Origin of the sequence: Aeromicrobium sp. CFBP 8757 (genome assembly GCF_014841755.1) — a bacterium.
Lineage (GTDB): Bacteria > Actinomycetota > Actinomycetes > Propionibacteriales > Nocardioidaceae > Aeromicrobium.
The window spans coordinates 257624-280148 of record NZ_JACYUM010000004.1; the positions used below are offsets into that span (position 1 = coordinate 257624).

At 71.4% G+C, this 22525-nt stretch carries 22 protein-coding genes; 7 read left to right on the forward strand and 15 right to left on the reverse strand.

All coding sequences use genetic code 11. From position 1 onward, the window contains the following. Positions 1-48 precede the first annotated feature (48 nt). From IFT73_RS13190 to IFT73_RS13205, 4 genes are all read left to right on the forward strand, one after another. Complete coding sequence (locus tag IFT73_RS13190) at positions 49-2103, forward strand: glycosyltransferase family 39 protein (RefSeq protein ID WP_192168020.1); 2055 nt, start codon at positions 49-51, stop codon at positions 2101-2103. Further along, positions 2100-3329: a glycosyltransferase gene (locus IFT73_RS13195; RefSeq protein ID WP_192168021.1), complete on the forward strand. Its 1230-nt coding sequence runs from the start codon at positions 2100-2102 to the stop codon at positions 3327-3329. The genes IFT73_RS13190 and IFT73_RS13195 overlap by 4 nt, the downstream gene beginning before the upstream one ends. Positions 3330-3436: 107 nt before the next feature. Further along, entirely contained in the window at positions 3437-4177 is a 741-nt protein-coding gene (locus tag IFT73_RS13200) for a PspA/IM30 family protein (RefSeq protein ID WP_192168022.1), read from the forward strand. After that, a complete protein-coding gene (locus IFT73_RS13205) occupies positions 4174-4659 on the forward strand; it encodes a DUF2505 domain-containing protein (protein WP_192168023.1) in 486 nt (161 codons plus the stop codon). The genes IFT73_RS13200 and IFT73_RS13205 overlap by 4 nt, the downstream gene beginning before the upstream one ends. On the opposite strand, the gene IFT73_RS13210 is transcribed toward IFT73_RS13205, so the two are convergent. Genes IFT73_RS13210 through IFT73_RS13225 form a run of 4 tightly spaced genes read right to left on the reverse strand, consistent with a single transcriptional unit; the run spans position 4656 to position 8138 of the window. Then, entirely contained in the window at positions 4656-4952 is a 297-nt protein-coding gene (locus IFT73_RS13210; RefSeq protein WP_192168024.1) for a hypothetical protein, read from the reverse strand. The genes IFT73_RS13205 and IFT73_RS13210 overlap by 4 nt on opposite strands. 28 nt (positions 4953-4980) lie before the next feature. After that, positions 4981-6381, reverse strand: a complete 1401-nt coding sequence (locus IFT73_RS13215; protein WP_192168025.1) for a wax ester/triacylglycerol synthase family O-acyltransferase — start codon at positions 6379-6381, stop codon at positions 4981-4983. 40 nt (positions 6382-6421) lie between these two features. Beyond that, positions 6422-7570, reverse strand: a complete 1149-nt coding sequence (locus tag IFT73_RS13220; protein WP_192168026.1) for a chromosome partitioning protein — start codon at positions 7568-7570, stop codon at positions 6422-6424. A 1-nt stretch (position 7571) separates the two neighbouring features. After that, positions 7572-8138 carry a hypothetical protein gene (locus tag IFT73_RS13225; RefSeq protein ID WP_192168027.1) on the reverse strand — a complete coding sequence of 189 codons (567 nt, stop codon included), beginning with the start codon at positions 8136-8138 and terminating at the stop codon, positions 7572-7574. A 201-nt stretch (positions 8139-8339) separates the two neighbouring features. On the opposite strand from IFT73_RS13225, the gene IFT73_RS13230 reads away from it, so the two are divergent. Continuing rightward, positions 8340-8591, forward strand: coding sequence for a helix-turn-helix domain-containing protein (locus IFT73_RS13230; protein ID WP_056611133.1), 252 nt, complete (start codon positions 8340-8342; stop codon positions 8589-8591). Here the strand turns inward: IFT73_RS13230 and IFT73_RS13235 are convergent. After that, complete coding sequence (locus tag IFT73_RS13235) at positions 8575-9078, reverse strand: hypothetical protein (RefSeq protein WP_192168028.1); 504 nt, start codon at positions 9076-9078, stop codon at positions 8575-8577. The two genes, IFT73_RS13230 and IFT73_RS13235, sit on opposite strands and share 17 nt — an antisense overlap. Before the next feature lie 139 nt (positions 9079-9217). Here IFT73_RS13235 and IFT73_RS13240 point away from each other — a divergent pair, with 139 nt between their 5' ends. Together IFT73_RS13240 and IFT73_RS13245 are read left to right on the forward strand one after the other, a co-directional pair. Then, positions 9218-9814: a LysM peptidoglycan-binding domain-containing protein gene (locus tag IFT73_RS13240; RefSeq protein WP_192168029.1), complete on the forward strand. Its 597-nt coding sequence runs from the start codon at positions 9218-9220 to the stop codon at positions 9812-9814. Beyond that, positions 9811-10305, forward strand: coding sequence for an Rv3235 family protein (locus IFT73_RS13245; protein ID WP_192168030.1), 495 nt, complete (start codon positions 9811-9813; stop codon positions 10303-10305). The genes IFT73_RS13240 and IFT73_RS13245 overlap by 4 nt, the downstream gene beginning before the upstream one ends. Before the next feature lie 150 nt (positions 10306-10455). Here the strand turns inward: IFT73_RS13245 and secA are convergent, their stop codons facing one another. From secA to IFT73_RS13295, 10 genes are all read right to left on the reverse strand, one after another. Then, positions 10456-13173 carry a preprotein translocase subunit SecA gene (gene secA, locus IFT73_RS13250; protein ID WP_371811283.1) on the reverse strand — a complete coding sequence of 906 codons (2718 nt, stop codon included), beginning with the start codon at positions 13171-13173 and terminating at the stop codon, positions 10456-10458. A gap of 73 nt (positions 13174-13246) precedes the next feature. Next, positions 13247-14464, reverse strand: a complete 1218-nt coding sequence (locus IFT73_RS13255) for a DNA glycosylase AlkZ-like family protein (RefSeq protein WP_192168032.1) — start codon at positions 14462-14464, stop codon at positions 13247-13249. 19 nt (positions 14465-14483) lie between these two features. Then, positions 14484-15146, reverse strand: a complete 663-nt coding sequence (locus tag IFT73_RS13260; protein WP_235502060.1) for a response regulator transcription factor — start codon at positions 15144-15146, stop codon at positions 14484-14486. 42 nt (positions 15147-15188) lie between these two features. After that, on the reverse strand, positions 15189-15818 hold the full coding sequence (gene hpf, locus IFT73_RS13265; RefSeq protein ID WP_192168033.1) for a ribosome hibernation-promoting factor, HPF/YfiA family: 630 nt from the start codon (positions 15816-15818) through the stop codon (positions 15189-15191). Positions 15819-15932: 114 nt separating this feature from the next. Further along, a complete protein-coding gene (locus IFT73_RS19630; protein WP_192168034.1) occupies positions 15933-16589 on the reverse strand; it encodes a phosphoribosyltransferase family protein in 657 nt (218 codons plus the stop codon). A 58-nt stretch (positions 16590-16647) separates the two neighbouring features. Next, complete coding sequence (locus IFT73_RS13275; protein ID WP_192168035.1) at positions 16648-18402, reverse strand: LpqB family beta-propeller domain-containing protein; 1755 nt, start codon at positions 18400-18402, stop codon at positions 16648-16650. After that, positions 18399-19928: an MtrAB system histidine kinase MtrB gene (gene mtrB / locus IFT73_RS13280; protein WP_192168036.1), complete on the reverse strand. Its 1530-nt coding sequence runs from the start codon at positions 19926-19928 to the stop codon at positions 18399-18401. The genes IFT73_RS13275 and mtrB overlap by 4 nt, the downstream gene beginning before the upstream one ends. Positions 19929-19938: 10 nt before the next feature. After that, positions 19939-20637, reverse strand: coding sequence for an MtrAB system response regulator MtrA (mtrA, locus tag IFT73_RS13285; protein ID WP_192168037.1), 699 nt, complete (start codon positions 20635-20637; stop codon positions 19939-19941). A gap of 118 nt (positions 20638-20755) precedes the next feature. Continuing rightward, positions 20756-22183: an adenosylhomocysteinase gene (gene ahcY / locus IFT73_RS13290; RefSeq protein WP_056611098.1), complete on the reverse strand. Its 1428-nt coding sequence runs from the start codon at positions 22181-22183 to the stop codon at positions 20756-20758. A 133-nt stretch (positions 22184-22316) separates the two neighbouring features. Continuing rightward, positions 22317-22487, reverse strand: coding sequence for a Trm112 family protein (locus tag IFT73_RS13295; RefSeq protein ID WP_192168038.1), 171 nt, complete (start codon positions 22485-22487; stop codon positions 22317-22319). Between the last annotated feature and the right edge of the window lie 38 nt (positions 22488-22525).

Here is a 22525-nt window from a genome sequence, read left to right on the forward strand (position 1 = left end):
ACAGACTCAGCACACCCTCGCCCCAACCTGCGATCGCATCGTGGGGGCATGACCCAGACCACGATCTCGGCCCCCACGCCGACACCCCGACGCGACGCCACCGCACCGGCCGCTCCTCCGGCCCCGTCCCGCGCCCACCGCCTCTGGCGCGGCCGCGAGGACGACTCCCCGCTCGTCCGGCCGGCCCTGCTGGGGCTGCTGCTGGCCACGGCCCTGCTCTACCTGTGGGGCCTCGGCGCCTCGGGCTGGGCCAACTCGTTCTACGCCGCGGCCGCGCAGGCCGGGTCGGAGTCGTGGAAGGCGTTCTTCTTCGGCTCGTCCGACGCCGCGAGCTCGATCACGGTCGACAAGACGCCGATGTCGCTGTGGCCCATGTCGCTGTCGGTGCGCGTCTTCGGCCTGTCGTCGTGGGCCATGCTCGTGCCTCAGGCGCTGATGGGCGTCGCATCGGTCGGGCTGCTGTACGCGACGGTCCGCCGCACGACGCACAACGCCTGGGCGTCCCTGCTCGCCGGAGCGGCGCTCGCGCTGACCCCCGTGGCGGTGCTGATGTTCCGCTTCAACAACCCGGACGCCCTGCTGACGCTGCTGCTGATCGGCGCCGTGCACGCGACGATCCGCGCGATCGAGAACCCCGCGCGCGCCGTGCGGTGGCTCGCGCTCGGCGGCGCGCTCGTCGGCTTCGCCTTCCTGACCAAGATGCTGCAGGCCTTCCTGGTGCTGCCCCCGCTCGCGCTGGTCTACCTGGTGGCCGCGCGCGTCGGTGTCGTGACGCGGCTCAAGCACCTGCTGGTCGCGTTCGGAGCCATGATCCTGGCCGGCGGCTGGTGGATCGCGATCGTCGAGCTGTGGCCCGCCTCGAGCCGCCCCTACATCGGCGGCTCGCAGGACAACTCGATCCTCGAGCTGACGCTCGGCTACAACGGCCTCGGCCGCCTCAACGGGAACGAGACCGGCTCGGTCGGCGGCGGGGGCGGCTGGGGCCAGACCGGCATCCTGCGCCTCTTCACGTCCGAGATCGGCGGCCAGGTGGCCTGGCTGCTGCCCGCCGCGCTGGTGCTGCTGGGTCTCGGCCTGTGGTTCCGCAAGGGCGCCGGACGCTCCGACCGTCAGCTCACGGGCCTGGTCGTGTGGGGCGGCTGGCTGCTGGTCACGGGCCTGACGTTCAGCTTCATGGCCGGCATCTTCCACGCCTACTACACCGTGGCGCTGGCACCGGCGATCGCCGCGCTGGTCGGCATCGGCGCGAGCATCCTGTGGGACAAGCGCGAGTCGCCCGTCGCGGCGCTCGGCGCGGCCTTCGTCATCGCGATGACGTCCGTCATGGGCTTCGTCCTGCTCGACCGCGCGACCGACTTCGTGCCGTGGCTCAAGTACGTCGTCGTCGCCGCGGGCACGGCCGCCGCGTTCCTGGTCGTCCTGCACCGGCTGCTGCCGCGTCGCGCCGTCGTCGCCGTCATCGCGACGTCCCTCGCAGCCGTCCTCGTCGGACCGGCGGCCTACGCCGTCGACACCGCGTCGACCGCGCACACGGGCTCCATCCCGTCGGCCGGTCCCAGCACCGGGGGCGGCATGGGCGGCCCGGGCGGCGGACGCATGGACGGGATGGGCCGTCCCCCGGGCATGACGCAGGGGCAGGGACAGGGACAGGGGCAGGGGCAGACGCAGACGCCCACCGCGCCGAACGGGACGCCGTCCCGCGGCGGCGGAGGAGGCGCGGGCGGACTGCTCAACGGCTCGGAGTCGACCGCCGAGATCAACGCCCTGCTCGAGACCGACGCCGACTCGTACACCTGGGTCGCCGCGGCCGTCGGCTCCAACACCGCGGCCGGCTACCAGCTCGCGACCGAGCTGCCCGTCATGGCGATCGGCGGCTTCAACGGCTCCGACCCCAGCCCGACGCTCGCCGAGTTCGAGCAGCGGGTCGCCGACGGCGAGATCCACTACTTCATCGGCGGTGGCGGCGGGTTCGGCGGAGGCGGTGGCGGCCAGACCGGCGGCAGCAGCTCCAGCTCCGACATCGCCGCCTGGGTCGCCGACAACTTCACGGCCCAGACCGTCGACGGCGTCACGCTCTACGACCTCAGCGGAGGTGTCCAGTGACCGCCACGGCCACGGCTCCCGGCAGCCGCCCCTCCCCCGGCCGCGCACCCGTCCTCGACATCGTCATCCCGGTGTTCAACGAGGAGAAGGCGCTCGTCGCCTCCGTCGAGAAGGTCAGGGACCACCTGCGCACCCTGCCGTTCGAGCACCGCATCACGATCGCCGACAACGCCAGCACCGACGCGACGAGCCTGCTGGCCCACCAGCTGGCCCACCGCTTCGACGACGTCCGCGTCGTCAGCCTGACCCGCAAGGGACGGGGCCGGGCGCTGAAGGAGGCGTGGTCGCACTCGGACGCCGAGGTGCTGGTCTACATGGACGTCGACCTGTCGACCGACCTGAACGCCCTGCTGCCGCTCGTCGCCCCCCTGCTGTCGGGCCACTCCGACCTGGCGATCGGCTCGCGGCTGGCCCGCACGTCGCGGACGACCCGCGGGCCGCGTCGCGAGGTCATCTCGCGCGGCTACAACGTCCTGCTGCGCGGCGCCCTGCGGGCCCGGTTCTCGGACGCCCAGTGCGGCTTCAAGGCCATCCGGCGCGACGTCGCCGCCCAGCTGCTGCCGCTGATCGAGGACGACGAGTGGTTCTTCGACACCGAGCTGCTGGTCGTCGCCGAGCGCGCCGGCCTGCGCATCCACGAGGTGCCCGTCGACTGGGTCGACGACCCCGACAGCCGGGTCGACATCGCCCGGACGGCAGCGGCCGACCTGCGCGGCATGGGACGGCTCGGGTGGTCGCTCGTGCGCGGACGCATCCCGCTCGCGGACGTCGCCGAGGCCCTCGGCCGCGCCACGACCAGCAGCGCCGGCGGGCGGCTCAGCGCCCAGATGGTCGTCTTCGCCCTGATCGGTGTCCTGTCGACCGCCGCGTACGGGCTGCTGTACGTGCTGCTGCGCGGCAGCCTCGGCGCCTTCGAGGCCAATGCCGTGGCGCTGGCCGTCACGGCGATCGCCAACACCGCCGCCAACCGGCGGTTCACGTTCGGCCTGCGCGGGCCGTCCGGAGCGTTGCGCCACCAGCTCCAGGGCCTGCTGGTGTTCGGCTGCGGGCTCGCCGTGACGAGCGGCGCGATCTGGGTGCTGCGGGCGCTGCAGGGCGACGGGCACCCGCTCGTCGAGGTCGTCGTGCTGACCGCCGCGAACCTGTTCGTGACCGTCATGCGCTTCGTGCTGATGCGCACGTGGATCTTCAGGACGTCCCGTCGGCACCTCCCGTCCGTCGCCTGAGACGCCCGCCGGCCCTCGATCTGTTGTCTCGTCACCGGTGATGCAGCAAGATCGAGGGCGACGGCATCCTCCAGAGTTCGCCGACTGACGAAAGTGACGGACCCCTGATGGCACAGAAACAGTCCATCCTCGGGCGCATCGGTCAGCTGACCCGCGCCAACATCAACTCGCTCCTCGACAAGGCCGAGGACCCCGAGAAGATGCTCGACCAGCTCGTGCGCGACTACACGTCCTCGATCGCCGAGGCGCAGGACGCCGTCGCCCAGACGATCGGCAACCTGCGGCTCGCCGAGGCCGATCACGCCGAGGACGTCGCCGCCGTCAAGGAGTGGGGCAGCAAGGCCATCGCCGCCTCGCAGAAGGCCGACGCCCTGCGCGCCGCCGGCCAGACCGGCGAGGCCGACAAGTTCGACTCGCTCGCCAAGGTCGCGCTGAGCAAGCAGATCGGCTTCGAGAACGAGGCCAAGGCCGCCGCCCCGCAGATCGCCGCCCAGAACCAGACCGTCGAGCAGCTCAAGGCCGGCCTCGTCAACATGCAGGGCAAGCTCGGCGAGCTCAAGACCAAGCGCGACCAGCTCGTGGCGCGGGCCAAGACCGCCGAGGCGCAGGCCAAGGTGCAGAGCGCCGTGTCGTCGATCAACGTCCTCGACCCCACGAGCGAGCTGTCACGCTTCGAGGAGAAGGTGCGCCGCGACGAGGCGCAGGTCGCCGGGCAGGCCGAGCTCGCCGCGTCGAGCCTCGACGCCCAGTTCGCCGAGCTCGAGGGCGACACCACGCAGACCGAGGTCGAGGCTCGCCTGTCCGAGCTCAAGGCCCTCGCCGCCGGCGACCAGCAGGCCGCCGAATGAAGCTGACCGAGAAGTTCTCCTACCGCGACTCCGGCGTCGACGCGGTCTACGGCCTGCTCGTCGACCAGGCGTTCCGCACCGAGTCGTGCGTCAACCAGGGCGCCAGCGACTACGAGGTCACGGTCGAGCCGAAGGGCGAGGGCGCGACGGTCACGATCGTGCGCACCCAGCCCGCCGACATGCCCGACTTCGTCAAGAAGCTCACGGGCAGCACCGTCAAGGTCAAGCAGACCGAGGTCTGGAGCGGGCCCGACGCGTCGGGCAACCGCACCGCCGACGTCAAGGTCAGCATCATCGGTCAGCCCGCCGAGATGGTGGGCAGGGCCAGGCTCTTCGCCGTCGAGGGCGGCGCCGACTTCACCGTCGACGGCGACGTGACGGTCAAGATCCCGTTCCTCGGCAAGAAGATCGAGCCCGAGGTCGCCAAGGCCATCCGCGCCTCGCTGCGCGAAGAGGTCGAGTACGGGATGTCGAAGCTCTAGCGACGCACCAGCTCGATGACGGCGGCGATCTCCTGTGGTGCGAACCACGCGAGGTCGCCGCTGTCGTCGAGGTCGAGGTGCAGCGAGGCCACGTCGATCAGCGCGACGGGCCCGTCGGGGTCGTCGACCTCGGCCGCGGCCGCGACGGCGCCGTGCTCGGCCGCCTCCTCGAGCGCCGCGAGCTCGTCCTCCTCGTCGGTCGAGGCCGCGACGAACGACTCGGCGGGCGTCACCGATCCGCCGGCCTCGAGCGCGACCAGCTCGTCGACGTCGAGTCCCAGGTAGACCCTCATGCTCGTCCTCTCGTGGGGTGCGTGCTGCTCATGGGCGTGCCGGACGCTGACGTCCACGCGGTGCGCGGGTGCGCCGGTCCTCGACCGACTCGACGAGCTCGGCGAGCGCGTCCTCGACGCACTGCGCGAGCACGTCGACGTCCGGGATCGCCTCGCGGTCGGCGACGATGCCGAAGAAGACCTGGCCGTGGTACGACGTCACGCCGATCGCGACCGCGCGCCGACCGCTGAGCGGGATGCACGGGTAGACCTCGGCGACCGCCTCGCCGGCCAGGTACAGCGCCTCCTGCGGGCCGGGCACGTTCGTGATGACGATCTGGTGCCCGCGTCCGGCGCCCGCGTCGGCGACCCGCGCCCCGACGGCGTGGAACGTCGAGGTCGCGAAGCCCGGCAGGCCGGCCAGCTTGCTCGCGGCGACGGCCGAGCCGGTCTCGCGGTGGTCCTTCAGCGCGTACGACACCTGGTGCAGGCGCACGACGGGATTGGACTCGCCGACCGGCAGCGACAGCAGGTGGCCGCGCACCTTCGAGCCCAGCGACGTCGGCAGGCCGTCCTTCGCGACGACCGACATCGGCACCATCGCCCGGAAGCTCGTCTTGGCGGTCACGGGCTCGGCGCGGGTCAGCATCCAGCCGCGGATGCCACCGGCGATGCACGCGAGGATGACGTCGTTGACGGTGCCGCCGTGGTACTCGCGGATGCGTCGCAGGTCGTCGAGGCTGACGGCCAGCGAGGCGAAGCGCCGGTGACGGCTCAGCTCGGTCGACAGGACGCCGTGGGGCGCCTGGGCGTCCGATCCCACGACGGGCAGCTTGCGGGCCAGGCGTCCGAGGTTGTGCTCGGTGATGCGCAGGGCCTCGGCGGGGCGCCGCACGTTGCGGCTGACGGTCTCGACCAGCAGCTCGGCGCCGTTGGGCGCGGGGCGCGGGTTCCACTCCTCGAACGGGATGTCGCGCTCGTGCGCGGTCTCCTCGAGCAGCACCTGCGCGAGGTCGACGGTCTCCGAGCCGTCGACGAGCGCCTGGTGCGACTTGAACAGCAGGGCGACGCGTCCGTTCTCGAGGCCCTCGATCAGGTAGAGCTCCCACAGCGGGCGGTCGAGGTCGAGCCGGCGGGCGATGAGCCGCCCGACCAGCTCGTGCAGCGCGTCGACCGTGCCGGGACGCGGCAGCGCCGAGCGGCGCACGTGCAGGGAGATGTCGAAGCTCTCGTCGTCGACCCACACCGGGGTGCCGAGGGCGCCGGGGACGGAGCGCGGGATCTGCCGGTAGCGGGGGACGAGGTCGATGCGCTCGTTGATGACGTGGATCAGCCGGTCGTAGTCGAGCCGACCCCCGGCCTCGAGGATCGCGAGCGAGGCCACCTGGCGGGGGACGGTCGGGCTGTCCTGCTGCAGGAACATCGCGTCCAGGGGGCTCAACCTCTGCATGACTCTCCTCAAGACGACTTGCAGAGAAGTTACCACCGGGTCAGTGGGTCGACCCCGCGAGCGCGTCGGGCGAGACGAGCCGGTCGAGCACGTGCGACGTCAGCACCTCGACGCGGGCCACGAACGGCGACGACGGGGCCGCCTCGCGCGGGCTGCGGCCGCTGACGGCGGCCAGGTCGAGGCCCGACTGGTCGTGCGGCAGGTGGACGACGGGCTCGACACCGGCCAGGCGCAGCACCGTCGCGCGGACCTCGCGCTCGTGCCAGCCGAGCGTCGAGCGCATCTGGTTGACGACCACGACGGGCCGGACGTCCGGGAGTGCCTCCGCGAGCTCGTGGACCGAACGGACGAGACGCGACAGGCCGACGGGATCGGGCCGTCCGACCACCACCACGACATCGGCCGACTCGAGCACCTGCCGGGTCGTCTGGTGGCGCGACGGCCCCGGGCCCGGGGCCGTCTCGATCGGCGCGCCGACGTCAGCGACCACCAGCTGCGACCGGTCGCGCAGCTCGTCGAGCACGACCTGCATCGCCGCGGTGCGCACCTGCGACCACATGTCGGCCCGCGGCAGCCCGGTCAGCAGCCGCAGCGACGGGTCGATCCCGAGCAGGTGGTCGGCGACCTCGCTCGCGCGTCCGTTGTTGGCGGCCCGGCACGCGGCCACGAGACCGCTGACGTCGTCGAGCACGCTGAGCATCTGGCCCAGGGCACCGCCGTGGGTGTCGGCGTCGACCAGGACCGTGTCGACGCCCCGGGCCGCGGCGGACGATGCCAGGCCCAGCGCCACGGTGCTGCGCCCGGGCGCCCCGCCGGGACCCCAGACGGCGACGAGGGGCGTGCGGCGGGCGGCGTCTGCGGCGGGCGGCGTCCTTTGCTCACGAGCGAGCTCGTCGAGGTCGCCGAGACGCAGCGTGCGGCCGATGCCGAGCGCCGCGACCCGCTCGGTGGCGGGCCCGATCGTCACGACCTCGATGCCGTCGCCCCGCAGGCGCGCGACCGTGTCGACGTCGAGACCCGCGAGATCGACCGAGACGATCGCGGCGGCGGCGCGCCCGGTGTGCGCGATCGCGAGCAGGTCGGCGACGTCGACGCACCGGCGGGCGAGGCGCAGCGCCGTGGACGCCTCGACCTCGCGGATCGCCGGCTCCTCCCACGCTGCGCCACCGGCCGCGATCACGACGTCCACGTCAGACGATCCTGACGAGGGTGACGTGCCCCGTCGCGACGGCGCTGACGACCTCGGTGCCGAGTCGGTCCTGGTCGACGTCGACCAGCACCGTCCGGGCCAGCGACCCGCCCGCCGCGACGGCGTCGCCACCGGTGCGCAGCACCCGCACGCCCTCGAGCACCCGGACGGCCGGCCCACCGGAGTCGTCGCCCGGACCCGGACCCACCCAGACGTCGACGACGTCGCCGTGGGCGAGGTCGGACGGCGCCGCGCCCTGCGCCACGCTCAGCGGGAGCTCGCCGCGGGGCGTCGACGACCTGCTGACGAGGGCGTCGCGCCCCACCAACGAGCCGGACGTCACCCGGTGCGCCCAGACCAGGTCCTCCAGCGGCGCGTCGAACGCCTCGTCGGTGCGGATGTAGTTGTCGGCGGCACCGTCGGGAAGCCGTACCTCGACGGCTCGCAGGTCGTCGCGCGAGACCGTGTCGCCCGGGGTGGCGCCGTCGCCGACGGCCCAGTACTCGACCCGGTCGTCGCCCGCCGCGGCCAGGCGCGCACCCAGCACCGTCGCGCCCAGCACGAGCATGATCCCGAGGACGAGGCGCGGGTCGCGCCAACGTCTGATCTGCAGTCGTGGTGCCGTTCTGCCTGTGCTCGCAGGCCCCCGCCAGTTCGTCATGGCACGGTTCTACCGAGTTCGGCGCCTCCCGTCCAGACCCCCTCGGCGTCGTCCACAGATCTCACGACCTCGCGGACACCTGACACCGGGGCATGGGAAACTGGACGCATGCCTTCCTCCAGCCAGCGGTTCCTCACGCTGGCGGACGTCGCCGAGGTGCTCAACGTCACGGTGCGCCAGGTCTACGCGCTCGTCCGCTCCGGCGAGCTGCGCGGCATCCAGATCGGCGGCCGCGGCCAGTGGCGCATCGAGAACGACCAGCTCGAGGACTACATCTCCCGGCAGTACGCGCGGGCCGACCACGACGCCCGCGAGATGCTCGACGCCTCGGCGGACGACGACGTCACGTCCGACCGCTGACCACCACGATCGCGGCCCACACGACGTCCTGAGCCAGTCCCGCGGGCGTCACGACCCGCACGAAGTCGGCACCGACGGCCGCGACGACCCCCTCGCGTGAGCTGCCGTCGACCAGTCGCAGCACGACGTCCTGCCCCGCGTCGCGCAGGGCGCGGAACACGTGGCCCCACCCCAGGGCCGCCGCGACGCGTCCCGTCCCGTCGGCGCGCCGCTCGGCGGCGTGCACCACCGTCACGGCGCCCGCGGCCACGACGTGGTCGGTGCGGTCACCCGCGACCTGGACCAGCGTCTGGTTGACGAGCGTGACCGTGCCGGTCAGGCGTGCACCCCCGACCAGCTCGAGCGTCACGATCCCGCCCAGCAGGTCGCGCCACCCCGTCTCGGACCAGTCGCCGTCACGCAGCTCGTCGGCGAGCGCGTCACGCTCGTCACGCTCCATCTCCTCGGCCTGCGCCTCGAGATCGTCGAACAACCTGTCCCATCGCACGGGCCGCACGCTACCGGATGTCCACACCTCTCAGGCGTGAGACGTTGACACTCGTTTCGATTCGTACTTCGATGTCATCAAACGTATTCAAACGTCACGGAGCGTGCTCATGCAAATCTCGGCCAGCGGATGGACCCTCGTGGCGACCTCCGTCGTCGCATCGGTCCTGCTGGCCCCGACCGCGCCGTCCCTCGCGTCCGACCTGACCGACCGCTCCTTCCCGGTTGCAGCCGTCGCGGCGGGCTCGCTGGTGGTGCTCGGCCTCGCGTGCTGGACGCTCCTGGTCGCAGCGGCGGTCCTGGTCGGCGCGTCGTCCCGCGTCGTCACCGCGGTCACGCCCGTCGCGCTGCGACGCGCGCTGCTCGTGGGGGCGGCCGGCGCGCTCACGATCGCGCCGGCGCACGCCGAGCAGGTGCCGGCACCCACCGCACCACGGCACGTCGTCAGCGGGCTGGCGCTGCCCGACCGGCCCGACTCCCCCGCGACGTCCCACCGCATCGCGACGTCCGCCGCCGCTCCGGCCTCCGCCCGCCCCGCGGCCGAGGTGCGGGTGTGCCCCGGCAACACGCTCTGGGCGATCGCCGCGCGGTCCCTGCCCTCCGACGCCTCCGACGCCGCCGTCGCCGATGCGACCGCCGCGTGGCACCGCGCCAATCTCGACGTCATCGGCGCCGACCCCGATCTGATCAGACCGGATCAGCTGCTCGTGCCACCGCCCACGAAGGAGCCCTCATGAAGAATGCGACCACGCTGCTCGCACCCGTGCCCGTCACGCCCTTCGTCGGACCCACCACCGAAGCCGTCGAGCCGTCCCCGGGCCAGATCCCCCTGCCGTTCCCGGGCATGAGTCCCGTCCTGCCCGCCCCCGTCGAACGGGGCGACGCGCGGGCCATCCGGGAGCGGGCCGCGCGGTTCATGCAGGCGCTCGTCGAGGTGCTGTCGGGCGAGCGGCCCGTCCGCCAGATGGCCGCCTGGATGGCTCCGGACGTCTACGCCCAGCTCACCGCACGACTCACCCTGCACGCCCGGGTGCCGCTGCGCGCCCGCTCCGGGCGGGGCGCCCGGATCGTCTCGGTGCACGTGGCGATGGTGCACGACGAGGCCGCCGAGATCGCGGGGCGCATGGTGCACCGCGGCCGCTCGCGGGCCATCGCGGTGCGCCTCGAGCTGCAGACCACGCATCGCGGCGAGAAGGTCTGGAAGTGCACGGCCCTCGTCTGGGCTTGAGGCACGACGACAGAACTCGCCCGACCCATGAGGTGACCATGGGCCGAGCGAGCTTGATCCCTTGCCACGCCTCGCAGGCCGACGCCTTCGGCGTGAGACGCTCACGCTTCGCTGGCGCGCTTCGACGCTCGGCCGCAAGCGGCCTCGGTCTCAGCGGTTGTTCTTGCGGCTCTTGCGCTGCTGCTTGGCCTTCTGACGGGCCTTGTTCTTGCTGTTGGCCACGCGCCGCGCCTCCGACTCGGGCGAGTCGTCCTCGACGGTCTCGCCGTGCACCTCGACGTCGCCGTCCTCGGTGGGCGCCGAGTACGTCAGGTTCTGCGGCGCCGACTTCACGCCGAGACCCTTGGCCGAGAGCTGCATGACCTCGTCGGCCTCGTCGTCGTTCTCCTCGACCTGGACGTCGAGGTTGAACAGGAAGCCGACCGACTCCTCGGCGATGCCCTCCATCATGGCGTTGAACAGCTCGAAGCCCTCGCGCTGGTACTCGACCAGCGGATCGCGCTGCGAGTACGCGCGCAGGCCGATGCCCTCGCGCAGGTAGTCCATCTCGTAGAGGTGCTCGCGCCACTTGCGGTCGAGCACGCTCAGCACGACCCGACGCTCGAGCTCGCGCACGACCTCGGACCCCAGCTCGTCCTCGCGCCGGCCGTAGGCCGCCAGGGCGTCCTCGGTGACCTGATCGGTCAGCAGCTCGCGGCTCAGACCCTCGCGGCCACCGGCCTCGTCCTCGACCTGCTCGATCGTCAGGCCGACGGGGTACAGCGTGCCGAGCGCCGTCCACAGCTGCTCGAGCTCCCACTCCTCGGGGAAGCCCTCGGTCGCGCCGGCGACGTACGCGCCCGTGACCTCGGAGATCCGCGTGCGGACCCACTCGCTCATGTCCTTGCCCTCGAGCACCTCGCGGCGCTCGGTGTAGATGACCTCACGCTGGCGGCTCATGACGTCGTCGTACTTGAGGATGTTCTTGCGGGTGTCGAAGTTCTGCGCCTCGACCTGGGCCTGCGCCGAGGCGATGGCACCCGTGACGCGCTTGTTCTCGATCGGCACGTCGTCGGGGATCTTCATGGTCTGCAGCACCCAGTTGACCCAGTCGGCCTTGAACAGGCGCATCAGGTCGTCCTCGAGCGACAGGTAGAAGCGGGTCACGCCCGGATCGCCTTGACGCCCCGACCGACCGCGCAGCTGGTTGTCGATGCGGCGCGACTCGTGGCGCTCGGTGCCGATGACCGCCAGACCGCCGGCCTCGGCGACGGCGACCTTCTCGGCCTTGACCTGGTCCTCCATCTGCTGCAGCGTCTCGGGCCACGCGGCCTCGTACGCCTCGGAGTCCTCGAGCGGGTCGAGGCCCTTCTTGCGCAGTGCCGCGTCGGCCAAGAACTCGACGCTTCCGCCGAGCATGATGTCGGTGCCTCGCCCGGCCATGTTGGTGGCCACCGTGACGGCGCCCTTGTGACCGGCCATCGCGACGATCGCGGCCTCGCGGTCGTGCTGCTTGGCGTTGAGGACCTCGTGCGGGACGCCGCGCTTCTTGAGCTGCTTGCTCAGGCGCTCGCTCTTCTCGACGCTGGTCGTGCCGACCAGGATCGGCTGGCCGTTCGCGTGCCGCTCGACGATGTCCTCGACGACGGCGTTGAACTTGGCCTCCTCGGTGCGGTACACGAGGTCGGGCTCGTCGACGCGCGCGACGGTGCGGTTGGTCGGGATCGGGACGACGCCGAGCTTGTAGATCTTGTCGAACTCGGAGGCCTCGGTCATCGCCGTGCCGGTCATGCCGCCGAGCTTGTCGTACAGGCGGAAGTAGTTCTGCAGCGTGATCGTGGCGAGGGTCTGGTACTCCTCGCGGATGCGCACGCCCTCCTTGGCCTCGATCGCCTGGTGCAGGCCCTCGTTGTAGCGACGGCCGTCGAGGATGCGGCCCGTGTGCTCGTCGACGATCAGGACCTCGCCCTCCATGACGACGTAGTCCTTGTCGTTCTTGAACAGCTCCTTGGCCTTGATCGCGTTGTTCAGGAAGCTGATGAGCGGGGTGTTGACCGCGTCGTAGAGGTTGTCGATGCCGAGCTGGTCCTCGACCTTGTCGATGCCCTCCTCGGTGACCGAGATCGTGCGCTTCTTCTCGTCGACCTCGTAGTGCTCATCGATCGTCATGGCGCCGACGATGCGGGCGAACTCGCCGTACCACTTGACCTCGTCCTCGGTGGGGCCCGAGATGATCAGCGGCGTGCGGGCCTCGTCGATCAGGATCGAGTCGACCTCGTCGACGACCGCGAAGTTGTGGCCGCGCTGCACGCAGTCGTCGATGTCGTCGGCCATGTTGTCGCGCAGGTAGTCGAAGCCGAACTCGTTGTTGGTGCCGTACGTGATGTCGGCGGCGTACGACTCGCGCCGCTCGTTGGGCGACATGCTGGGCAGGATCTGGCCGACAGTCAGGCCGAGGAAGTGGTGGACGCGTCCCATCCACTCGGCGTGGTACTTGGCCAGGTAGTCGTTGACCGTGACGACGTGGACGCCCTTGCCCGACAGGGCGTTGAGGTACGCCGGCAGCGTCGAGACGAGGGTCTTGCCCTCACCGGTCTTCATCTCGGCGATGTTGCCGAGGTGCAGCGCGGCGCCACCCATGATCTGGACGTCGAAGTGACGCTGGCCGAGCACGCGGAACGCGGCCTCGCGGACCGTCGCGAAGGCCTCGGGCATGAGGTCGTCAAGCGACTCCCCCGCCTCGAGGCGGTCGCGGAACTCCTGCGTCATGCCGCGCAGCTCGTCGTCGCTCATCGCGCGGAACTCGTCCTCGATCGCGTTGACCTGCTTGGCGATCGCCTCGAGCTGCTTGAGGACCTTGCCTTCGCCCATGCGAAGGATCTTGTCGATGACCTTGGGCACGAAATGCACTCCTGGAACGGCGTGGGCCGCACAGTGGCGACTGAGCGGACGGTAAGCCTTGTCAGTCTAGGCCAGAGGCCAGACGGGCCGTGAGTTCCCCGGCCAGATCGCCCCTGACGGGCGGGGCGACGGTCTCGAGACCCAGCCAGCGGGCCAGGAGCCGCAGCTCGGCGGCGAGCTCGGCCGCCGTGCTCTCGGGGGCGTGCGTCTCGGCCCAGGCGCCGTGCACGACCAGGACGCCCTCGCGGCGATCGGCCTTCAGGTCGACCCGCGCCACGAGCCGGTCGCCCAGCAGGAACGGCAGGACGTAGTAGCCGTGGACCCTCTGGTCGGCCGGCACGTAGATCTCGATGCGGTAGCGGAAGTCGAAGAGACGCTCGGTCCGGGTGCGCTCGAACACCAGCGGGTCGAACGGGCTCAGCAGCGCCCGGGCGGCGACCCGGCGCGGCAGGACGGCGTCGCGGTGCAGGTAGGCGGGCCGCTTCCAGCCCGCGATCGTCGCGGGCAGCAGCTCGCCGGTCTCGACGAGGCCCTCGACCGCAGCCCTGGTCTGCGCCGGATCCATCCGGAAGTAGTCGCGCAGGCACTGCATCGTGCCCACCCCCAGCGCGCCGGCAGCGTGGCTGACGAGCACCCGGTGCGCCTCGGCGGCGTCCATCGGCGGCTCGTCGAGGCGGGCGCGCGGGATGACGCGCTCGGGCAGGTCGTAGACGCGCTCGAACGCCGCGTTGCGCCGGGCCGCGGTGACCTGCCCCTTGTAGAACAGGTACTCGAGCGCGAGCTTGACCTCCGACCAGTTCCAGCCCCAGTGGTCGCGGACACGGGGCACGTCGTGCTCGATCTCGCGCGCCGTCAGCGGCCCGCGCGACCGCACCTCGTCGAGCACCCACGCGACGAGCTCGGGTCGCTCGCGGGCGATGCGGTCCATGCCGCCCCACATCCGCGCGCCACTCTCCATGCGGAACTGGAACGCCTGCCACAGCCGGACGTCGACGAGCGCCGCCTCGTGGGCCCAGTACTCGAACAGGCGGCGGGGCGCCCGCGAGGCGGCACGGTGCAGCAGGTCGACGTCGTACGGCCCGAGGCGCGAGTACAGCGGCAGGTAGTGGGCGCGCTGCAGCACGGTGACCGAGTCGATCTGGAAGAAGCCGAGCCGTTCGACGACCGCCGCGACGTGGCGTGCCGTGACCGGCCGCTCGAGCCCCGGACGAGGACGCGTGAAGCCCTGTGCGGCCAGCGCGATGCGTCGGGCCTGGAGGACCGTGAGCTGCCGGGTCACGCCGGTCGTGCAGGGACGGTCACGGCAGGTCGTCGACGAGCTTGCTGCGCACGGCGTACATGGCAGCCTCCATCCGCGACTTCATCTGCAGCTTCTCGAGGATGTTGCGGATGTGGTTCTTGACCGTGTTCTCGCTGATGAACAGCGCCTCGGCGATCTCGCGGTTGCTCAGGCCGCGGGCGACGTGCCGCAGCACACCGAGCTCGCGCGGCGTCAGGTTGGTGGTCGGCGCAGGGCTCTTGGACATCTGGACGAACTCGTCGAGCAGCTTGGTCGCCATGCTGGGACTGATGAGCGACTGCCCGGACGCCACGAGCCGCACCGCCTCGGCCACCTGCTCGTAGGTGGAACCGTCCTTGAGCAGGTAGCCGGAGGCGCCGCTGCGGATCGACTCGTACAGATCGGACTCGTCGTCGCTGGCCGTCAGCATGATGATGCCGGTCGTCGGCGAGATCTGCTTGATCGCGGCGCAGACCTCGACCCCGCTGCGCCCGGGCATCCGCACGTCGAGCAACACGATGTCGAACGGGTTCTCGGCCACCAGCTCGAGCGCCTTGTCGCCGTCGTCGACCTCTTCGAGCTCGAGCGTGTCGTCGGCGCCCAGGACCATCTTGACGCCACGTCGGAAGAGCTCTTGGTCATCGACCAGCAGGACGCGGATGCTGTCGGCCCGGGAAGTCACGCGTCGATCATGCCACGGAACACGGGAAGTTGTGCGTCTGACTCAGTCGACGACATCGAGGTGGATCACCCCGTAGTCGTAGCCCTTGCGCAGGTAGACGACGCTCGGGCGCATCGAGTCCTTCTCGAGGAACAGGAAGAAGTCGTGGCCGACGAGCTCCATCTCGTACAGCGCCTGCTCGAGCGTCATCGGGCTGCCCTGGTGGGTCTTCTCGCGCACGACCAGCGGGCTCTCGCCCTGCACGTCGATCGGGCCGACCTTGGTCCACGGCACCTCGTCCGAGGACGGCTCGTCGAGGACGAGGTCCTCGATCGGCAGCGAGGCCGTGGCCTCGGCGACCGACGTGGGCCGCTTGTCGCCGTGGTGGATGCGCCGACGGTCGCCGGCCTTGCGCAGCCGGGACTCCAGCTTGTCGATCGCGGCGTCGAGCGCCGAGTGCTGGTCGGTGGAGGCCGCCTCGGCCCGCACGGCGGGACCACGCGAGCGCAACGTCATCTCGACCTTGGCCGCCTTGTCGTGCTGGCGCGGGTTCTTCTCGTGCGTGACCTCGACCTCGACGCGGTTGATCTTCTGGCGCGCGTCGTACTTCTCGAGCCGGAGGAGCTTTTCCTCGACGTGCTCCCTGAAGCGCTCGGAGATCTCGCTGTTGCGACCGTTGACGACAATTTCCATGTGGACTCCTCGTGTCGGTGTCACGCTTCTGAGGCGCTGCTTCATGCCATGCCTAGGACGTTAGTCCACCCTCGTGCTGAGGACCAGCATTGGTCCGAAGTTCATCCGCACGTCTCAGGATTGACGCGGCGTGGCCGCGACGACCGCGATGCCGACGGGCGGCCGACCCGCCGCCGAGAGCGCCCGGACGGCCTCGCGGGTCGTCGCCCCGGTCGTCAGGACGTCGTCGACCACGACGACCCGGCGGGGCGACGAGCCGGTGCGCGGACGCGCCACCAGGGCGCCGTCGAGGTTCGCGCGGCGTGCCGCGGCGTCGAGCCCCGCCTGGTCGTCGGTCCGGCGCGTGTAGGTCAGGGCCTGCACGACGACCGCGTCGACACCGACCTCGGTCAGCAGCCTCGCCCCGGCGCGGGCGACGTCGTCGACGAGATCGGCGCCGCGCCGTCGTCTGCTGCGCCGGGACGTCGGCACCGGCACGATCGCCACCGGAATCCCGTCGGCCACGAGCGGTACGACGGCGGCGGCCACGTGGTGGCGCAGCACGTCGGTGAGCCGGGTGACGCCCTCCTCCTTCCACGCCACGACGACCCGGCGCAGCACCCCGACGTTGAGGCCCGCTGCCACGGCGGGCACGTCGCCGGCCTCGACCGGCGTCGGGTCGGGACGCACCAGCAGCCCGCACGAGCGGCACAGCACGAGGGCCGGACCGCCGCAGCCGGCGCACCGCGCGCCGAGCAGCAGGTCGGCAGCGGGGACCACGAGCGAGCGCACCGCTCGAGCGTCCCCCGCGGCCGCGGCCGGCACCACACCGCGGCGCCGACCTGTGGACTCAGCGACCCGTCGCGAGGGCCGTGACCGGCGGGGTGTCGAGGGCGCGCCACGAGCCGCCGGGCGCCAGGTACCAGAGGGCGCCGTCCCGGTCGGTGACGTACAGGAACTCCGACCGTCCCTGGCCGATCGCGAGCGTGGCCGCTCCGACGTCGGGCAGCAGCGACCCGCTGCGCGACACCTCGCTGGTCGTCGCTGAGCCGTCGATCGCGACCTGGTAGACCTGCCGGCCGGCCTGGCTGTCGCCGAGGAACGACAGCTCGGTCGTCGACGACCACGACGCCGACCGGGGCGACGTGACCGTCGTCGGGACGCGCACGGGGTCGCCCAGACCCATGACCTGGTCGGTCACGTCGCGCAGCACCCGGCCCACGTAGAGCTCCCCGCCGCCCGCTCCCGTCACGGTGACGGCGTACCGGGTGCCGTCGGGCGAGATCGTGAGGTCGTCGACGGCCAGCCCCGCGACACCCCGGACGTCGAGCGCCCGCTCGTCGGCGCTCCCGTCGACGATCCTGACCCTGGTGGTGCCGCCCGCGCGGTCGACGAGCCACAGCTTGCCGTCGGGGTCCCAGTCGGGGGCGATCAGGTCGTTGCCGCGGATCGTGCGCGGTCTCGTGCCCTGCCGCGTCGTCAGCCGCACCGCGTCGCCGCCCGGCAGGACCCCCGCGACGCCGGACTCGGCGACCGCCACCTGCTGCACGCCGCGCGCGTCGCGACCCCACGACCCGCTGATCGGCTCGATCTGGCCGTCGGCGACCTCGACGACCCTGTCGTCGACGACGGCGTAGGCCCGGCCGCGAGCCGTGCTGGGACCGAACCCTCCCCAGGCCTGGACGGGCTGCGCCTCGTCGCCGCCGGCCGACAGCGCGGTCGTCCCGCCGACAACCTGCACGGCCTCGATGCCGGGGACCTGCCGGAGCGTCCACACGACCTGCGCCGACAACCGGTCGCGCGTCGACCCGCTGAGGTCGGCGAAGTCGTCGGTGAACTCGACGTCGGCGACGCCGCGCGACGACACGGGCACCGACGGCCGGAGCACGGTGCGCGACGGCACGTACGTGCGCGTGGCCTCGCGGGCCGACGCCGCCGGTCCGCCGGCCAGGCTCGACACCAGGCTCGTCGCGAGCTGGTCGCCGACCACGAGGTACACCGGGTCGGGCACCAGGCGGCGCCCGGGACGGTCGAAGAAGTAGAGGTCGAACGAGCGGAAGTAGTCGGTGAAGAACTTCTGGGTGACCAGCAGGCCGTCCTGCGGATCGGTGATGCGCCACTCGCCGTCGACCTGCTCGAGGGAGTACGACATCGACCGCGGGCGACCCACGCCGGTGTAGCGGCCCTGCCGGTCGAGCTGCGCGTCCTCGATGAATCCCAGCCGCACGGCGGTGCGGCCCGCGACCTGCTCGTCCGGGTCGTTGCGCGCCGACGACTGCGGCGTGGCCGAGACCGCCGACTGCGAGTAGACGCGCACCTGCGACGTGGGCGCCCACCCCTTGGCCGCCTCGGGCGTGAGGAAGGCCGACGCCGTGCGCGACGACGACGGGAACGCCAGCATCGCGTCGAGGTAGCCGCGCACGACCTGCTCGGGCGTCGCCCCCTGCTGGGGCCCGGCCGGCGCGTAGCGCACCGCGCTCTGGCCGAGGTCGCCGTCGTCGGCCACCTTGACGACCGGACCCGACGACGGGATGCCGGCGCAGCCCGCCATCACCGCGGCGACGACGACCGCCGCGACCGTCCCGGCGACGCTCCGGCGGGTCATGCGTACACCGGGTCGAGGGCGGGGTTCCTGGCCGAGCCCTCGGGCTTCGGGATCGTCAGGATGAACTCGCTGCCCTCGCCGGCGCGTCCCCAGGCCAGCAGCGTCCCGCCGTGGAGCGCGGCGTCCTCCCGCGAGATCGCCAGGCCCAGGCCCGTCCCGCCCTGCGTCCGGGCCGGGTCGGCGCGCCAGAAGCGGTCGAACACGCGGACGTTCTCGTCGCCCGACAGCCCCACGCCGAAGTCGCGGACCGCGAGCGAGACCGACTCGTCGTTCTGTGCGACCTCGATCTCGACGACGTCCGAACCGCTGTACTTGGCGGCGTTGGTCAGCAGGTTGCGCACGATGCGGTCGATGCGGCGCATGTCGGCCTCGACGACGGCCGGTGCCTCGACGCCGACCAGCCGCACACCGATGCCGGCGCGCGCCAGGCCCGCGTCGCCCGCCGCCGCGCGGGCGACCTGGGACATGTCGATCGTGTCGAGCTCGAGCTGCGCCGCGCCGGCGTCGAAGCGGCTCAGGTCGAGCAGGTCGGACAGCAGGCTCTCGAACCGGTCGAGCTCGCCCTTGAGCAGCTCGGCGGACCGCGCCGTCTGCGGGTCGAATCCCTCGCGCGAGTCGTACAGCACCTCGCTGGCCATCTGCACCGTCGTGAGCGGCGTGCGCAGCTCGTGCGAGACGTCGGACACGAAGCGCTGCTGCAGGCGTGACAGGTTCTCGAGCCGCCTGATCTGGCGCTGCAGGCTCGCGGCCATCTGGTTGAACGACGTGCTGAGTCGCGCGATGTCGTCCTCGCCGCTGACGTGCATGCGCTGCTCGAGGTTGCCGCTCGCGTAGCGCTCGGCGATGCGTCGCGCCATGCGGACCGGGTCGAGCACCTGCCGCGACACCAGCCAGGCCACGCCGCCGACCATCAGGATCATCGCGAGACCGCCCAGCAGCAGGGCTCGTCGCACGAGGTCGAGCGTCTCCTGCTGGTCCTCCAGCGAGAACAGGTAGAACAGGGCGTACGTGTCGCCGCTGCCGGGCGCCCGCAGCTGGCTGCCCACGACGACGGACGGATCGCTCGTCGTCGAGCCCAGCAGCGCCAGGTCGGAGTACCGCCAGAACGTGCCGGGGCCCGTGCGGACGGCGTCGGCCAGGTCGGTCGGCAGCGAGCCGGCACCGATCGCGGCGGACGACCGCACCGGCACCTCGCCGTCGTCGGTCAGCAGCGGGCCCTCGAGCACCAGCTCGTACGTGCGCTGCGCCCCGCGCGAACGGGTCAGCGAGTCGACCATCTGCGTCAGCGCCTGCGACTGCGTCGACTGCTCGGTCTCGACCGTCGCGTCGAGCTGCGTCTGCGCGTAGTCGAAGCCCGACCGCGCCTCGGAGACGGCGGCCGCCCGGCGGCTGTCGGCGAGGCCGCTGGCGACGTCGCGCAGCAGCGCCCACCCCGTCAGCGCGACGACGAGCGTGCTCAGCAGGATCGTGCTGGTCACGACCCGGGTCTGGATGGAACGGCGCCACACGCGGGCGAGGCGCCCCATCACACGACCGTCATGCGTCCGGGAGGATCGCCTGGTAGCCGACGCCCCGGACCGTGCGGATGACCCGGGGGTCGTCGGCGTCGTCCTCGATCTTGGACCGCAGCCGCGTCATGTGGACGTTCACGAGCTTGGTGTCGCCCGGGTGGTGGTAGCCCCAGACCTTCTGCAGCAGCGTCTCGCGGGTGAAGACCTGCGACGGATCGCTCAGCAGGCACGCCAGCAGGTCGAACTCGAGCGGCGTGAGCTCGAGGGGCTCGCCCTTGCGCGAGACCGTGTGGCCCGCGGGGTCGAGCACGATGTCGCCGAACTCGAGCGGCTCGGCGAGCTGGTCGGAGCGCCGCAGACGGGCCCGGAGTCGGGCGACCAGCTCGGTGTTCTTGAACGGCTTGGTGATGTAGTCGTCGGCACCGGCCTCGAGCCCGGCCACGACGTCGGGGGTGTCGGCCTTGGCCGTCAGCATGATGATGGGCACCTCGGACGCCGCACGGATCTGCCGGCACACGCTCATGCCGTCCAGCCCCGGCAGCATCAGGTCGAGCAGCACGACGTCGGGCTTGAACTGCGTGAACGCCGCCATGACCCGGTCGCCCGAGCGGCACACCGCCGTCGTGAGGCCCTCGCCCTCCAGGACGATCGTCAGCATCTCGGCCAGGGAAGCGTCGTCGTCGACGACGAGCACACGGTCGCGTTTGGTCCGCCTGTAGCTCATGTCGTCACACCCGCTCGCTCATAGGCGTCCCATGATACGGAGCCGACAACAGGACGAGCGCCCGGATCGTGACCCGGGCGCTCGTTCTGGGTGGTGCGTCGTGCGTCGTGCCGACCGCTCAGTAGCGGTAGAGGTCCGACTTGAACGGGCCCTCGATCGGCACGCCGAGGTAGGCGGCCTGCTCCTTGGTCAGCTCCGTCAGCTCGACACCGAGGGCGTCGAGGTGCAGGCGGGCGACCTCCTCGTCGAGGTGCTTGGGCAGCACGTGGACGCCGAGCTCGTACTCGTCGGCCTTCGTGAACAGCTCGATCTGCGCCAGGACCTGGTTGGTGAACGAGTTCGACATGACGAACGACGGGTGGCCCGTCGCGTTGCCGAGGTTCAGCAGGCGTCCCTCCGACAGCACGATGATCTTCTTGCCGTCCTCGAAGATCCACTGGTGGACCTGCGGCTTGATCTCGTCCTTGACGATGTTCGGGATCTTGGCCAGACCGGCCATGTTGATCTCGTTGTCGAAGTGACCGATGTTGCCGACGATCGCCTGGTGCTTCATCTTCTGGAAGTGCTCGACCGTGATGATGTCGAAGTTTCCGGTCGTCGTGATGAAGATGTCGGCGGTCTCGACGACCGACTCGAGGCGCTTGACCTCGTAGCCGTCCATCGCGGCCTGCAGCGCGCAGATCGGGTCGATCTCGGTGACGATGACGCGAGCGCCCTGGCCGCGGAGCGACTCGGCCGAGCCCTTGCCCACGTCGCCGTAGCCGCACACGACGGCGACCTTGCCGCCGATCATGACGTCGGTGGCGCGGTTCAGGCCGTCGATCAGCGAGTGGCGGCAGCCGTACTTGTTGTCGAACTTGCTCTTGGTGACCGAGTCGTTGACGTTGATGGCGGGGAACAGCAGCGTGCCCTCGCGGAAGCGGTCGTACAGACGCAGGACACCGGTGGTGGTCTCCTCGGAGACGCCCTTGATGTCCTTCGAGATCTTGGTCCAGTGGTCGGGCTTCGCGGCGACCGAACGGGCCAGGACGCGCAGCACCTCCTTGAACTCCTCGTTGTCGGTGCTGTCCTGCGAGGGGACGACGCCGGTCTTCTCGAACTCGACGCCTAGGTGCAGCAGCATCGTGATGTCGCCACCGTCGTCGAGCAGGACGTTGGGTCCGCCCTCGGCGAAGTCGAAGACCTTCTCGGCCTCGTCCCAGTACTCGGCCAGCGTCTCGCCCTTCCAGGCGAAGACGGGCGTGCCCTGGGGGTTCTCGGGGGTGCCGTCACGACCGACGACGACCGCCGCGGCGGCGTGGTCCTGCGTCGAGAAGATGTTGCAGGTCGCCCAGCGCACGTCGGCGCCCAGCTCGACCAGCGTCTCGATGAGCACGGCGGTCTGAATCGTCATGTGCAGCGAACCGGCGATGCGGGCTCCGGCGAGCGGCTTGCTCTTGCCGTAGCGCTCACGCATGGCCACCAGGCCCGGCATCTCGTGCTCGGCGAGGTCGATCTCCTTGCGACCGTACTCCGCGAGGGAGAGGTCTGCGACGTTGTAATCCATGCCTCCAGCCTAACGCCGGGTGGGCATTATGGCCGAATTGAAGAGGCCTCGACGGTGTGACGCTTCGCGCGTCCCGCGGGCGGGACGTCGGCGCGCCGTGCTCGTTGGTCCAACGGGGACCGGTACGGCCCGATCAGGCCAGCGACCGGGACTCGTCGACGAGCATGACCGGGATGTCGCGACGCACGGGGTACGCCAGCGCGCACGCGTTGCAGACGAGCTCGCTCGCGTCGTCGTCGACGAACAGGGTCGCACGGCACTGCGGGCACACGAGGATCTCGAGGAGAGCCGGGTCGAGGTTCATGCGCCCACCCTAGTCGGTGCCGGGGCCGACGCGCGGTC

Bases quoted from the DNA above. Each gene is read 5' to 3' on its own strand.
- IFT73_RS13190 (WP_192168020.1), top strand. From the start codon at position 49: ATGACCCAGACCACGATCTCGGCCCCCACGCCGACACCCCGACGCGAC.
- IFT73_RS13200 (WP_192168022.1), top strand. From the start codon at position 3,437: ATGGCACAGAAACAGTCCATCCTCGGGCGCATCGGTCAGCTGACCCGC.
- IFT73_RS13205 (WP_192168023.1), top strand. From the start codon at position 4,174: ATGAAGCTGACCGAGAAGTTCTCCTACCGCGACTCCGGCGTCGACGCG.
- IFT73_RS13210 (WP_192168024.1), bottom strand. From the start codon at position 4,952: ATGAGGGTCTACCTGGGACTCGACGTCGACGAGCTGGTCGCGCTCGAG.
- IFT73_RS13215 (WP_192168025.1), bottom strand. From the start codon at position 6,381: ATGCAGAGGTTGAGCCCCCTGGACGCGATGTTCCTGCAGCAGGACAGC.
- IFT73_RS13225 (WP_192168027.1), bottom strand. From the start codon at position 8,138: ATGCTCGTGCTGGGCGCGACGGTGCTGGGTGCGCGCCTGGCCGCGGCG.
- IFT73_RS13230 (WP_056611133.1), top strand. From the start codon at position 8,340: ATGCCTTCCTCCAGCCAGCGGTTCCTCACGCTGGCGGACGTCGCCGAG.
- IFT73_RS13245 (WP_192168030.1), top strand. From the start codon at position 9,811: ATGAAGAATGCGACCACGCTGCTCGCACCCGTGCCCGTCACGCCCTTC.
- hpf (WP_192168033.1), bottom strand. From the start codon at position 15,818: ATGGAAATTGTCGTCAACGGTCGCAACAGCGAGATCTCCGAGCGCTTC.
- IFT73_RS13275 (WP_192168035.1), bottom strand. From the start codon at position 18,402: ATGACCCGCCGGAGCGTCGCCGGGACGGTCGCGGCGGTCGTCGTCGCC.
- mtrB (WP_192168036.1), bottom strand. From the start codon at position 19,928: ATGGGGCGCCTCGCCCGCGTGTGGCGCCGTTCCATCCAGACCCGGGTC.
- mtrA (WP_192168037.1), bottom strand. From the start codon at position 20,637: ATGAGCTACAGGCGGACCAAACGCGACCGTGTGCTCGTCGTCGACGAC.
- ahcY (WP_056611098.1), bottom strand. From the start codon at position 22,183: ATGGATTACAACGTCGCAGACCTCTCCCTCGCGGAGTACGGTCGCAAG.
- IFT73_RS13295 (WP_192168038.1), bottom strand. From the start codon at position 22,487: ATGAACCTCGACCCGGCTCTCCTCGAGATCCTCGTGTGCCCGCAGTGC.